Origin of the sequence: Roseomonas aerilata DSM 19363, assembly GCF_000711725.1 — a bacterium.
In the GTDB taxonomy this organism is placed as follows: domain Bacteria; phylum Pseudomonadota; class Alphaproteobacteria; order Acetobacterales; family Acetobacteraceae; genus Roseomonas; species Roseomonas aerilata.
The window spans coordinates 1-13873 of the sequence record NZ_JONP01000070.1 but is presented as its reverse complement, the minus strand read 5'-3'; the positions used below and the strand labels follow the sequence as shown (position 1 = coordinate 13873).

Genomic DNA, 13873 nt, shown 5'->3' with positions numbered 1-13873 from the left:
AGCGTCGCCTCCAGCGCCCGGGCAAAGCCCTCGGGCGCGACACGGCTCTCGGTCCAGAGCGCGATGCGCTGCATGATCTGGGAGCGCGTGCCCTCCAGCAGGGCCAGCAGCCCGATCGCCGAGATGGCGACCAGAGTAAGCCAGAGCAGCGTGTCGATGCTGCGCGTCGCCAGCACGCGGTCGAAGACCTGCATCATGTAGAGCGACACGGTGAGCTGCAGCAGGTTCACGACGAGACTGAACATGCCGACCGTGACAAACTGGGAGCGGCAAGTCGCCAATGCACGGGCCAGTGCATCAGCCCGCGGGGCTGGAGACGACATTGTTCAACTATCCGTCGATTTGGGTGTCGGACCCGGTAAGGACGCCGGCTCCGCCTTCAACCAGCACCGCAGCCAGCACCGCAGCTCCGAATGTCCATTCTGGGAGTGTTGCCGGCTCGATGCGCGTGAGTAGCCACCATGCAGAAATGCATGAGATGGCTGGTATTGGCTTCGGAGGTGTACGACGAGCGGCCTGAGAGATCGTCGCCCGCTAAGGTGACAGTTACCAGTAACGCTGCAAGGCCGTGATCCACCTTGAGCAAGCGTGGCAGACGTTCTGAGCCGGAGCCAGTTCGGCTGGTAACCATCGCTAACCCAAGCAGCTCCGGCTTCACGCTCAGCCCGCCCTGCCTTACCTGCCAAAGCAGAGGCGAGGTCAGCCGCCTGAGCCGCCCTGCTGGGAGGGGTCTTGAACACCCGGCGTACCGGCCTGCGGGTTCGGTGGGCCACTCGCAGGGGCTCGTGACAGCGGGGAGGCCGCAGCACCCGGCACGCCAGCGCCCTGGTCCGACGTAACGCCACTTGGAGCGCTGGGGGTCGGCGCCGTCGACACGGAGGGCTGAGGAGTAGGCGATTGGCCAAACGCAGGACTGACGATCAAGCCAGCCGCAAGCACAAGGATCATCTTCTTCACTGAACATCTCCCGAGCGACGCAGTAGTTCGCAAATCGTACCTGATCTGCCGATCTTACAATCGCAGAACAGGAAGCTATTTATGTTATAGTCACCAGCCTAGCTGTGGATGCGAGAAGCTTTTGCGAAAGCAGCTCAAGGCGATTACGTGCCCTCGTAGAAGCAGTCCGCCGGTTATGTGGTCCGGTGGTTGGTTTTGGTCTGCGCCCCAGCCGGACCAGTTTCGAGGGTTCAGGACTAGCAGGAGCCGTCGCGGGTAGCGGCCGCGCCGTGTAGCCGAGGGCGGAGACCGTGCGCTCAATGGCAGCGGGATCCGTCTGGCCTGGCTCCAGGTGCAGAGTCAGCCGCTCCGCCATCGGGTTCACGGCGACGTCCGAGACACCGGGCAGGCGCTTCACGGCGCCTTCCACCTTGGCGACGCAGGACGCGCAGTCCATGCCCTCCACGCGCCAGGAGGCGGGCCCACCCTCTGTGCGCGCCTTCTGCGTCCCGTCCATCGAACAAGCTCCTGATGACCGCGACATAGATGCGACCTCCAGCCACTGGAGGTTCAAGAGGCAAAGTTCGTCCTTCTGAGCGTCAGATCACCAGGGAGCACAATTGGGGGCGCGACGTCGGGCGACCTTACGCCAGTAATCACGGCACCAGAATGAAGGAACAAAGGCATTTCTCTGCGCTTTCGACACAATAACGCGGGTAGATTTCAAATCTAATCGCATCGGATTCTTTGTTTTGGAACCGCGAATAACCCGAAGCTTCACTCCAACAGCGCCCAACTGACACATGTCCGACATAAGCATTTGCTCGCGGCAATGCGCTACTTCGCGGGAGATACGGCGACATGGCTACCGAAACGGCACCCCCAGTTACGCCCACCACGGCCAAGAACGTCATCTTCATGCTGCCTGACGGCGCCTCGGCGGCGTACGCGGCGAACTACCGCTACTTCAAGGAAGGCACGGAGGGCCCGATCTGGGAGCCCCTGCTGAAGGGCCTGGCCCAAACCGACAGCTTCAACAATCCCATCACGGACTCCGCCGCGGGCGCCAATGCCTACGCGACCGGCGTGAAGACCCGCAACGGGTCGGTCGGAACCGACTTCTTCGGCAACGAGCTCACCTCGACCGCCGATCTCGCCTCCGATGCAGGCAAGGCTACCGGCATTGTGTCCACGGCCGCGATTACGGACGCCTCCCCGGCGGCGTTCGGCGCCAGCAACCCGCAGCGCAACAACCAGGCCGACATCGCGCAGCAGTACATCGCCGACAACCAGCTCGACGTCATCCTCGGCGCCGGGCGGACCGAGTTCCTCCAGACCAGCGACGGCGGCTCCCAGCCCCAGGGTCTGGACCTCGTAGGTCTCGCTGGCCAGCAGGGCATGCAGTACGTGTCGTCCGCGGCCGAGCTGGTGAACTTCTCCGGCGAGCGCGTCCTCGGCCTGTTCAGCGACGAGGAATACCTCGACCCCATCGGCGAGCGTCCCGCCGAGGAGCCCACCCTGGCGCAGATGACGCAGGTGGCCCTGGACACGCTGTCGAAGGACGAGGACGGGTTCTTCCTCTTCGTCGAGGAGGAGAACACCGACACCTTCGGCCACGCCAACGACGCGGCCACCGCTATGCACGCCATGGCTTCCTTCGAGGCAAGCATGAAGGTCGTCCTGGAGTACCAGGCGGCGCATCCCGACACCTTGGTGGTTATGGTCGCGGACCATGACACCGGCGGCATGTCGGTCCAGCCGGGCGCCTTCGGCGCGGGCTCGACCCCTGCGATCTTCCGCGACTTCACCGCCACGGCGGCGGAGATCTCCGAGAAGTTCGTGGATGGCGACCCGGCCTCGATCCGCAGCGCGGTGGAAGAGTCCACCGGCCTGACGCTGACCGACGCCGAGATCGCCCGCATCGAGGCGAGCGAGAACGCCGCGGTTGACCTCGGCGAGGTCCTGAGCGCCCAGCCTGAGCGACACGGCATTCAGCACGGTCCTTGGTTCCGGTGGCCTGAACTACTGGGTCGGCGTGGCGGACCAGCAGGGCCTGGAAAGCGTGGCCGACAGCTTTGCTGCCCAGCTGGGTAACATTAGCAACCAGGCGTTCATTGATCTGCTGCTGACCAATACCCTGGACGAGGCACCTGAGGCTTCCGAGACGGCTTACTGGTCCGGCTTCCTGGCCGCCAGCGGTGACCGGGGCGAGGTCCTCCTGGCCATCGCTGAGAGCCCGGAGCACCAGACTGCCCTGCTGGAGCTGCCGCGCCCGGCCGCCGACCCCGGCCCGTTCGCCTGATCAACAGGCCACCCCCATCGGCTGAGCCGGTGGGGAACCTAGAGGGAGGTTCGCGCCGGGGCACCTGATGGCGCTCCGGCGTTCGCCTTGTTGCCCGGACCCGGAGGTAGAACCCCCGGCACTGGATAGACGGGCATTAGCAAGTTATTTGGCGAGCGTGCGAGTTTGGCCGCGTGGCCGAGGCGGCAGCAATGCCAGCGGGCCCTTTGGGCGCAGGTTTCCTGCCGCCAAGTCCAGAACGTCTTGGCCTGAGCGCACCGGTACTCGCGGGCTGACATCAGGTGCCGGCGAGGACGGAAGTGGCCATAGAGCATACTGTGCGCCGAGAGGAACCGCTGTGCCTGCTCGGCCGGCTTGAAGCGCTGCATCTGCCGCTCTCGTCCGCGGGTGGGTCGGTGCGGGTTCTCTGCCGGGTTGTTCAGGTGGCGGCTGCTCCGATGCCGGACCTCGGGCAGGAGTTCGCGCTGGGCCACGCTACAACTCTTCAGCTCGTCAGTGACCAATCGCCGAGGCCTGTACTTCGGATTTGCGAGCAGGCGCTTGAAGAACGGCTTGGCCACGCTCCCATTCCGTCGGTCCTAAACCAGGCTGTCCAGCACCACCCCATACTGGTCCACCGCTCGCCAGAGGTAATGCAGCACGCCGCTGATGCGCAGGAACACCTCATCGAGGTGCCAGGTGTTCATCCGGCTTCGGGCGGCGGCGTTGAAGCTTGACCGCAAAATTTCGGGCCGAACTTGCGGCACCAGCACCGCATGCTCTCGTGGGTAACGGTGATACCCCGCTCTGCCAAGATCAGCTCTCCGTCCCGCAGGTTCAGACTGAACACATGATACAGCTACACGGCGTGGCTGATGATCTCCACGGGGAAGCGATACCCGGCATAGGTGGCCAGATCTGGCGTCATCCCGTCAGACTGCCCCCGCTTGGTCGGTCCATCCACTGACCCTCAACTTGCCGATGCCCGAGGCGGTGACTGCGGGCTTTCGCCATCACGACTGCGCTCGATTTCGCACAAGAGCGCGGTGCCACTGCCCTTTCGCAACATCGGCGTAAACTGTCACAGAACCATGCATGAACGAGAGATTAACAGCCGCTAACCCGCACACGCTTGGTTGCGATGCTCGAAACGGCGGAAGAAGAAGCTATGGCGCAGATCGGCGGAAAGCTTCTTTGGGCCAATGACGGTTCCGGGTCCGCCGCAGGCAGTGCCGAAACTTCTGTAAATGACGCCGAGTGGGGCATCGTGCTCGTCCTGGGCCCGGCCGGCGTAGAAGGCCTGGACGCTACCAACGGCAGGCTCCGCTTCAGCCCGTTGACTGATCCGATCCCTGGAAACGCGGCGGACCTGAAGGTCCTCTGCGAAGAGTCCTCGCGGATCGCGGGTCCAGCACGCTCCCGGGAAGGGTTGTGTTCAGCGGCTATGGGAACTTCGCATCTTTGCTGCGCGGCTTTCTGCAAAATGCCGCGCGTGAGTGCTGCCGAGACAGAATTCTAAGGAGGCAATGATGAGTGCTACATATTTCCGTCTTCGCGACGGGAGCTTTCAGCAGGACTGGGGCAACACCGGTCTGATCTCCACAACGGATGACTGGTCGGGCGTGCCCTCGATCGAGGGCTTCCTGGGAGAGAACCTGACGAGCGCCACCGGCGCCGATCCCCGCACCCTGACCGGCAGCGACGTCACCCGCGACATCATCGCAAACCAAGCCAACCCCAACACCTTTAACACCGGCGGTGTCGCCGAGTTCGAGGGAAGCAACCCGACCATCGCCCTCAACGGCTCGGGCACCGCGGATGCGCCCTATGTCGTGCTCCATCTCGACACCACGGGCGTCACCGACATTACCTTCTCCTTCAACGCGCGCGACCTGGACGGCTCCGCCGACAATGCCGTCCAGCCCCTCGCGACCCAGTGGCGCATCGGCGACACCGGCCCTTGGCAGAACGTCGGGGACGGCTACGTCGACGACGCGACCGCCGGTCCGAACCAGGCGGGCCTCGTCACCCCGGTCTCCGTTACCCTTCCCGACGGCGCCGAGAACCAGGCCCAGCTTCAGCTCCGCGTCATTACTGCCAATGCCGTCGGCAACGACGAGTGGATCGGCATCGACGACATCCAGGTGAGCGGCAACGCGGCCGCGCCCGCCGGCCCCACCGTCTCCATCGCGGCGCTCGACGCCGACAAGGCGGAGGGAAGCACCGGATCGACCGGCTTCACCTTCCTCGTCACCCGCGGCAGCGGCGAGGGCTCGGCCTCTGTCTCCTACAGCCTCGCTCCTGCCGGCAGCGCGGATGCCGAGGATTTCGGCGGCGCGCTCCCGGCCGGTACCGTCAGCTTCGCCGCCGGCGAGACGAGCAAGACCGTGACGATCGGCGTCTCCGGCGACGCGGCCACCGAGGCGGATGAGGGCTTCGAGCTGGTGCTCGGCAGCCCGAGCAGCGGCCTATCCATCGCCACCGGCTCCGCCCAGGGCACCATCCGCAACGACGATGTCGCCCTGACCCGGATCAGCGAGGTCCAGGGCAGCGGCACGAGCTCCGCCCTCGCTGGCAAGACCGTGACGATCGAGGCAGTCGTAGTTGGCGACTTTCAGAACGGCGATGCCGACAACGCCCGCAACCTGGGCGGCTTCTATCTTCAGGAGGAGCAGAGCGATTGGGATGCGAGCGCCCTCACCTCGGAGGGGCTCTTCATCTATGAGGGCTCGGCCGCCCTCCGGGTGGACGTCAGTGAGGGCGACCGCGTCCGCGTGACAGGCACGGTTTCCGAGTTCAACGGCGAGACGCAGCTCACCGTCACGAGTGCTGCCGGCATTCAGGTCGTGGCACCCGCTGCCGTAGCGGACGTGGGAGGGCTGGCGGCGGTGCTGAACCTTCCCGCCGCGGATGCGACCGGGTCGGTATCGGCGGGCTTTCAGCCGAACCTCGAAGCTTACGAAGGAATGCTGGTTACCATACCGCAGACTCTGACAGTGACGGAGCAGTTCAACCTCGACCGCTTCAACGAGGCCGAGTTGTATGCCGCCGAGGGCGATGAGCTTGCCGGTGCGATCGATGAATCGGCCGGCGATCGTCCGTACCAGTTCACGCAGACGAACAACCCCGACCAAACCGGCTATGCTGCCCACCTCGAGGCGGTCGCAAGGCGTACGATCACCTATGATGACGGGCTCAACACCCAGAATCAGCCGATCGAGAACCTTGATGGCTTTGATCCTGACGACGATGGCCTTGGTTCCAGTGCCCTGAACCTGACCGAGCCCGGCTACTCAACGGCGACCGCCCCTCGCATGGGGGACACGGTGACCGGCCTTACGGGCGTTCTTGGATACGGCCCGGCATCGGCATACCGCCTGCGCGCCATCGATGATGGTGACAACACCTTCGTTGCCGCCAACCCACGTCCTTCGGAGCCGGAGGATGTCGGTGGAACCCTGCAGGTCGGCAGCTTTAACGTCCTCAACTACTTCACCACCATCAACGCGGACGGCAACCTCACGGCAAATGGCCTCGAGCCGCGCGGCGCGAACTCGCAGCTGGAGTTCGAGCGTCAGACCGACAAGCTCGTCACCTCGCTCCTGGAACTCGACGCCGATGTGCTCGGCCTGGTCGAACTTGAGAACAACTTTGTCGAAGGCTCCCCCGGCAACGCGATCGACTACCTCGTCAACGCGCTGAACACGGCCGCAGGTGAGGCACGTTACGATTGGGTCAGGCCAGGGCAGTCGTTCGTCGGTGGGGACGCGATTGCCGTCGGCTTTATCTACAAGCCAGGTGAGGTCCGAATAGCGCCGAACACCTCGATTGAGATCCTCGATGACACCGACGTCCGGCCGGAACTCCTAGCGGAGAGCACGGTAGGAGGCATCTTCAACGGTCCGAACACGAGCCGGGCCGCACTCGCGGTGACCTTCGAGGAGATTGACTCCGGCGAGACCTTCACAGCCGTCGCTAACCATCTCAAGTCCAAAAGCGGCAACGGCACGGGCGAGGATGCCGACCAGCAGGACGGTGCCGGCGCGTGGAACAATCAGCGCGAACTCGCCGCCCAGGCTCTCACAGAGTGGGCAGCGGATAAGCCGACAGGCACCGACGATAGCGACACGCTGCTGCTCGGTGACTTCAACTCCTACTTTCAGGAGAACCCGATCGACGTACTCAAGGCTGCTGGTTACGAGAACCTGCAGGAGCGGATCGAGAATCCCTATTCCTACGTGTTCGATGGGCAGATCGGCTCGCTTGACTACATCCTGGCAAATGGCAGCCTGAGCAAGCAGGTCACTGGGATCACCGAGTGGCACATCAACGCAGACGAGGCTGACGCACTCGACTACAATCTCGATTTCTCTCGCGACCCCGATTACTTCGACAGCACTGTCGCTGCCCGGGTGTCTGATCACGACCCTCTCCTCGTTGGGCTCAACTTGGTAAGCACTTCGACGCCGCGGTCGATCACGGGCACCAACAAGGCCGATGCCTTTACAGACGATGTGGGTTTTGCCACGACCTACCAGGCCGGGAATGGCGACGACGTGCTGCGCGGCCTGGACGGATCCGACGAGTTGTTCGGCGGCAATGGGCAGGACCAGCTCTTCGGCGGCTCTGGCGCTGACCGACTGACGGGCGAGAATGGCAACGATCAGCTCTCCGGAGGCGCGGGCGCCGACGTGTTTATCCTCACTCGCGGCGGCGGCAACGACACGGTGCTCGACTTCAGCTCCGCCAGCGGCGATCGGCTACAGATCTCTGAAGGAATGCGGCTGGTTGGGGTGCGCGAGATCGACAGGGACGGCGTGAGCGGAGCGGACGCTACCGAACTAGCATTCAATGGCACCACAGTAACCCTGCTCGGCGTTGCTGGGGCGGTGAACGTGGACGCACTGTTCGTCTGAGGCAGCAGCGGCGGCGCGGTCTCCGACCGCGCCGCCGCGCTTGTCCTTGTCCGCACAAGAGTTGCATCGCTAGCCAGGGGAGCGGAGGAACGCACACCGCCTCGTCCGAGGGCGATAACGGCAGCGTCGTTGTTACGGGCGACAATCGTGCTGCCACCCTGCACTCGAGTTCGCCGTCAGCAATAGAGGGGACAGAGATGTCCAGCACCGTCCGTAGCGTCCAGCCCTTCGCCGAAGAAGCCGACACGCAGCGCATTGACCTGAGCGGGACCGAGGGCCGGATCGACGCTGCAGGGCGCCGTGCTCCGCCCCCCAACGCCCCCTCTGATGCAAGCCCAACGGATGGTGTCCCTCGCGGCAGACGGGGGCATTATCAAGCGCTTTGACGTCGAGCGCACGCTGGGCACCAACGACCTAGTCGGCATCGAGTTCCTGGAGCGCGGCTTACGCGCCGCGCGCGCGGTCGCGCGCGTGCTGGTGTCCGATCCTGCGGAAGGAACGGAAGGCTGCGCCACCGGCTTCATGGTGTCGCCGCGGCTCCTGCTGACCAACGCGCACGTGCTTCCGCATCGGTCCATGGCGAGCGAAGCCCGGATTGAGTTCGGGTGCGAACTGGACGCCGAGCGCCAGGCCAAGCCGACCCAGCGCTTCCGCCGCCAGCCCGAGGAATGCTTCGTTGTCGGTAATGCCAAGATCGCCGAGCGTGACTTCGCGCTGGTGGCTGTAACCCCGGAGGGCGAGCGCGAGGAAAAGTTCGCGGCCTGGGGCTGGCTCAGGCTCGATAGCCGCGTTGGCAAGATCGAGCCTGGCGAATAGATCACTATCATCCAGCATCCCGGTGGGGCCTTCAAGCAGGTGGCTCTGCGCGAGAAACAGCTCATCCGCAAGGACGACGAGCGCGGCCTGCTGTTCTACGAGACCGACACGGCCCCTGGCAGTTCCGGCGCGGCCTGCTTCAACGATCAATGACAGGCTGTCGCTCTGCATTTGCGCGGCGTGCCGGCGCTGACCGAGAACGGGCTGGTCAAGCTGACCGGTGACCGCCAGCCGGTGAAGCGAGAGGCGATCGACAGGATCCCCGGCTTGCGGGACACGGATACTATGTGGGAAGCCAATCTGGGCGTTCGCATCAGCCGTATCGTGCAGGACTTGCGTGATGATGCCGCGGCCAGCGCCAACCCGCTGGTGCGCGCGATGCTGGACGACATCGCGAGCGGCGGACCAAGCTTGGCCGGCCCCCCGCTCGCGGCCAACGCCGCGGGCGCCGCGCTGAGCCGGACGCGAGTGGAGGAGATGTTGGCGGGCCTCGCCGAGCAGATCGGAGGCAGCTTCGTGCCGGCGGAGGAAGCTCAGCGCCTCCGAGCCGGCAGGCGCCCCGCCCAGCCGCGCCACGACGGAAAGGTCGCGGCAGGCTACGACCCAGGTTTCCTCGGCGCGTCTGTGCCGTTCCCTGCGCTGACGCCGCGCGCCCTGTCGCTCGGCCGGGCGGTGGTGAACCGCGACACCGGCGGTCACGAACTGCCCTACACGCATTTCAGCGTGGTGATGAACGCCGAGCGGCGCCTCGCTTTCGCCGCGGGCGTGAACATCGATGGCCGCAGGAGCGTGCCGCTCGGACGCGGCCGTGACCAGTGGTACTACGACCCACGTCTGCCGGAGGACGAGCAGGCTGGCGATTGGCTATACAAGGAGGAAGGCGGGAACTTCTTCGACCGCGGGCTCCTAGTGCGCCGCCTCGACCCCTGCTGGGGCTCCGCCGCGACCGTCGAGCGGGCCAACATCGACACCTTTTACTGGACGAACTGCTCACCTCAGCACTGGTCGTTCAACCAGGGCGAGCTGCTGAGGAATGGGCTCGAGAACTACATCCTGAACAACACGGACAATGAGAATATCCTGGGCACGGTTTTCACCGGGCCGGTGTTCCGTCAGGACGCCTACGTCCACCGCGGTGTGCCGCTGCCGCGCGACTTCTGGAAGGTAGTGGCGATCCGCACGCGCGACGGGGAGCTGCGCACGAGCGGCTATACGGTCAGCCAGGCGCGGTTGATCGCGAATATCGAGTTCGAGGAGTATCCGGTGGGGCAGTTTCGCACCTTCCAGCGGCCGATCCGCCGCATCGCCGAGATGACCGGGCTGGATTTTGGCGAAGCGGTGCTGGGCGCGGACGTGCTAGCTGGGCGCGCCGGCGGCATGACGGGGGTCACGCCGCCGGACACCGAAGCCGCGGGAATGATCACGGCGGTAGGAGGACGGGAGCTGCTGCGGCTCGCCGATCTCCTGCTCTAAGCCAACAGGTCGGCCGCTCGCCTTGCCGAGCATACATCATTGATAGGCGCGTCTAGCCACGGGCTGGCCGGGCCGCCGTGCGATCAACCGTCAATACGGATCAGTATTGAACTTCTTGTACTCTGAGACGAGCAGCTCGGATGGCTCCAGGCCACCTGAGCTGACCTTAGAAATTAGAAGCCCAGTAAGCCTTGACCCTTTCCACCATGCCGGGCGGCAGAGCGACATAGCCAAGTTCCGCCGCCGCCGGCGCGCCATGGTCGAGCGACCAGCGAAAGAATGCGATTGCCGCGCGCGAACGCGCGAGGGTCGCAGTCCGTCGGGGCAGCAGGGCATAGGTCGTTGCGACGATTGGGTACGACGCCTCGCCAGGCGCGTTGGTAAGCAGGCTGCCATCCACCGGATCACCATCCGCGCTCTCGGCCGCTGCCTTGAAACTGTCCACCCCCGGTGAGACGAAGGCACCGGCGCGGTTGCGCAGCAGCGCATGGCTTAGCCCGGCAGCCCGAGCTTGCGCGAAATCCACATAGCCGATTGAGTTTGGTGTCCGGCGCAGAGTCTCCGCCATGCCGTCATTGCCTCTTGCTCCAGCTCCGACAGGCCAAGCAACCCGCAGGCCTCGCCCGATCTCGGCACGCCAGCGCGGGCTGAGCTTCGTCAAATAGTCGGTGAAATTGAATGTTGTGCCTGAACCGTCCGAGCGCCGAAGCACGGCAATCGGGGCGTCCGGCAGCGTTAGACCCGGGTTGAGTAGGCGAATACCAGGGTCCGACCAGTTCCGAACGGCTCCGAGATAGATGTCAGCGATCATCTCCCCGGTTAGCCGCAGGCGTCCCGCTGGAACTCCCTCGAGGTTCACAGCCACGATAATGCCACCGATAACGATCGGGAACTGCCCGAGGGAGTAGCGTGTCAGCTCCTCCGCACTAAGTGGGGCGTCGGTCGCACCGAAATCTACCGCGCCTTCCTGCAGGCGCATAATGCCAGCTTGCGAGCCTGAAGGCTCAAAATCCAGGCCCGTGCCCATCGGCTGGAACTCAGCGTCGGACTGGACCCGCTGGTAAGCCTGCGACCACCGCGACAGGATTGGATAGGCGAGGCTTGAGCCGGCGCCGGTGACGCCTTGGGCGACAGCCCAGCCCACCGGCGCCGCTACCAGGAACAGGGCTGCGACGAGTACGAGCAGGCGTCGGACGCTATCCTCCGTGCCCGCACGAGCGGTCGTGCCGAGCCCGATCACGCCGGCACCGCCGCGCCGGCGGGTGGCAGGTCCAGCTTCCGCTCTGGCACAGCCGAGCGATCCTGCACCACACGGGCGACCGACCGCCGCTCGGCATCGATGCGCTCGATCAGCACGAAGGCTCGCTCGGCACTGCCGAGCAGGGTGAGGATCGAGCCGCGCTCAGCCGAACTCAGCTCCACCCCCTGCCGCAGGCAGCGCTCGCGCAACTCCGCGAGCGCCGGCATGCGCCCCGCGGCTTCTGCTGCCCAAGATCCCTCGGTCCCGTTAACGGCGCTCATGGCCTCAGCGATGCGTTCCAGCACTGCCTGCACCATCGCCCGGCCGGCAGGAGAGAACTCCTCCCGCTCCACACGCCGGGCGGTCTGAAACAAGGTATCGCCGAGACTGGCGGAGAAGTCCGCCTCTTCAATCAAGCTCGCGACGAGGTCGGCCTGAGCGTAGGGCATGTCCGGTCGAAACAGCCCCGCGGCATATGCACGGATGTCACGGCTTAAGATGTCGGTGGCCGCATGGTGCTCAGCGGGGTGCTTCGGCGCGTCCGACGCACCACGCGCCGTCGCGAGGAACAGCGTTGTCGCTCGAAGATAGCGGCTCAGCTCCGCTTGGACTGCAGGCAGCGCGCGGCCAAGGTCGCCTTTGTGGCTAGCGTCTAGGAAGCGAGGCACAGAGTAGTCCTCAACGTCCTCGCTCGAGTCATGGCCAATCCGCGACAGAATGCGGTCGAACACACCAACGAAAGGAAAGAGCAAGGCGGTGTTGAACAGGTTGAATGCGGTCGAGTAGAGGCCGACCGCAACCGGAACGAGCGGGAATGACTCTCGGTCGCCGATCATCTGCGGTACGCCGGGATCGCCGCCGAACCAGCCCATGACCCAGCGCAGCAGCAACATGGATGGAAAGAACAGCGGCAGCATCACAGCAACGCCGATGATGTTGAAGCTGATGTGGGCGTAGGCAGCACGTTTGGCGTTCTTGGAGAGGTTGAGTGAGGCGATCCAGGAGGTGATGGTGGTTCCAAGGTCAGCGCCAAGCGAGAAGGCGACCGCGGTCTGCCAATCCAGCACTCCTGCTGCGCCCAAGCCCATGACGATGCCGATCGTGGCCGAGGACGAGTGGATCATCGCGGTAATACCGGCCGCAATCAGGACGCAGTAAACCAGTCCCATGAAGCTGTCCGCTCGGAGCGCCGAGATAGCTCCCATCACCTCGGGCATTCCGCGCAGCGGACGAAGGCCGCCCGTCATTAGGTTCAGTCCGTAGAAGATGAGTGCGAAGCCCATGCAGGTCAGTGCGATGTTGCGCACGCGGTCGTTCTTGGAGAACACGTGAATCAGCGCGAAGAAGCCAGCCAGTAGCAGGCCGAGTGGACCGAGCGGTAGGGCAATGAGGCCGTTGCCCAATGTTGTGCCGATGTTGGCGCCCATGATCACACTGATCGCAGGCCGGAGCCCAATGACGCCTGCATTCACCAGCCCTACCACCATCACCGTCATGGCGGTGGAGGATTGGATAACGCCCGTAATGAGAGTTCCTGCAACCACGCCCTTGATCGGGGTACCAGCGATACGGGCGAGCAGCGCACGCATCTTGTTCACTGCAAGAGATTGGATGCCGTTTGACATAAATTCCAGGCCCAGCATGAAGATGCCTAGCCCCCCGATCACCGGCACCACGATGTCTCTGAAAATGTCCGCCTGCATGGTCACTCCCGTGAAATCATCTGCGCAGGCACCTTCAGAAGGCTTGGCTGGAGGCAATCCCACCCGTACGCGCCAATGCTCCGACGAGTGCCCTCAGTTGCACCATTCGACAGGAGGTTAAGCGCAAGAGGCTTTAATGGTGTGACCATCGTGTTACACGGTAAGATCGAGGTACTTATCCGGGCTAACTGCAGCCTGTCCCACTCGAACTGAGTCTTGTGAGGAGAAACAAACCATTTGGATCGAAGGCCTCACAAGGCGTAGGCTCGTTATGCGCATTCCAGCGCCGGGAAGCGACCGTTGCACCGAGATCGCCGACAACCAGTTGATCTCGGGGTTGTTAATCTTGTCAGAAACCGCCATCACTTAGCGCCAGCTGCAGCGCAAAAGAGATCTGGAAACGTGGCGTGTCGCGGTTCAATCCTGCGCCAACAGCGAGACCAAGCACGATGTCAGACCCAGCAAGGCGGTGGCGAACACCGGCCTGGATCAAGCTGTAATCCCGATC

At 64.3% G+C, this 13873-nt stretch carries 9 protein-coding genes and 2 pseudogenes; 6 read left to right on the top strand and 5 right to left on the bottom strand.

Going from position 1 to position 13873, the window contains the following annotated elements; genetic code table 11:
* Positions 1 to 245 (bottom strand): annotated as a pseudogene (locus BO39_RS27460) (type I secretion system permease/ATPase); the annotation flags it as partial.
* Positions 246 to 1036: 791 nt separating this feature from the next.
* Positions 1037 to 1393, bottom strand: a complete 357-nt coding sequence (locus BO39_RS32025) for a cation transporter (RefSeq protein ID WP_084698613.1) — start codon at positions 1391 to 1393, stop codon at positions 1037 to 1039.
* 404 nt (positions 1394 to 1797) lie between these two features.
* Here BO39_RS32025 and BO39_RS27455 point away from each other — a divergent pair, with 404 nt between their 5' ends.
* Together BO39_RS27455 and BO39_RS27450 are read left to right on the top strand one after the other, a co-directional pair.
* The gene (locus tag BO39_RS27455; RefSeq protein WP_052402933.1) at positions 1798 to 3030 is read left to right on the top strand and encodes an alkaline phosphatase; all 1233 of its coding nucleotides are present in this window, start codon (positions 1798 to 1800) and stop codon (positions 3028 to 3030) included.
* Entirely contained in the window at positions 2999 to 3238 is a 240-nt protein-coding gene (locus tag BO39_RS27450) for a DUF4214 domain-containing protein (RefSeq protein ID WP_043839766.1), read from the top strand. Before BO39_RS27455 ends, BO39_RS27450 begins: the two co-directional genes overlap by 32 nt.
* Positions 3239 to 3276: 38 nt before the next feature.
* Here BO39_RS27450 and BO39_RS27445 read toward each other — a convergent pair.
* A pseudogene (locus tag BO39_RS27445) lies at positions 3277 to 3924 on the bottom strand (IS6 family transposase).
* Between the two features lie 461 nt (positions 3925 to 4385).
* Here BO39_RS27445 and BO39_RS33285 point away from each other — a divergent pair.
* The 4 genes from BO39_RS33285 to BO39_RS30615 all read left to right on the top strand — a co-directional run bounded on the left by BO39_RS33285 (position 4386) and on the right by BO39_RS30615 (position 10422).
* On the top strand, positions 4386 to 4736 hold the full coding sequence (locus BO39_RS33285; RefSeq protein WP_169742874.1) for a hypothetical protein: 351 nt from the start codon (positions 4386 to 4388) through the stop codon (positions 4734 to 4736).
* Between the two features lie 103 nt (positions 4737 to 4839).
* Positions 4840 to 8133, top strand: coding sequence for an ExeM/NucH family extracellular endonuclease (locus BO39_RS30625; RefSeq protein WP_211257592.1), 3294 nt, complete (start codon positions 4840 to 4842; stop codon positions 8131 to 8133).
* A 342-nt stretch (positions 8134 to 8475) separates the two neighbouring features.
* A complete protein-coding gene (locus tag BO39_RS30620) occupies positions 8476 to 8949 on the top strand; it encodes a trypsin-like peptidase domain-containing protein (RefSeq protein WP_052402928.1) in 474 nt (157 codons plus the stop codon).
* A gap of 180 nt (positions 8950 to 9129) precedes the next feature.
* Positions 9130 to 10422, top strand: coding sequence for a DNA/RNA non-specific endonuclease (locus tag BO39_RS30615; RefSeq protein WP_156964017.1), 1293 nt, complete (start codon positions 9130 to 9132; stop codon positions 10420 to 10422).
* 166 nt (positions 10423 to 10588) lie between these two features.
* On the opposite strand, the gene pstS is transcribed toward BO39_RS30615, so the two are convergent.
* Both pstS and BO39_RS27425 read right to left on the bottom strand, forming a co-directional pair.
* Positions 10589 to 11662 carry a phosphate ABC transporter substrate-binding protein PstS gene (gene pstS / locus BO39_RS27430; protein WP_211257591.1) on the bottom strand — a complete coding sequence of 358 codons (1074 nt, stop codon included), beginning with the start codon at positions 11660 to 11662 and terminating at the stop codon, positions 10589 to 10591.
* On the bottom strand, positions 11659 to 13365 hold the full coding sequence (locus tag BO39_RS27425) for a Na/Pi cotransporter family protein (RefSeq protein WP_043839770.1): 1707 nt from the start codon (positions 13363 to 13365) through the stop codon (positions 11659 to 11661). Before BO39_RS27425 ends, pstS begins: the two co-directional genes overlap by 4 nt.
* Between the last annotated feature and the right edge of the window lie 508 nt (positions 13366 to 13873).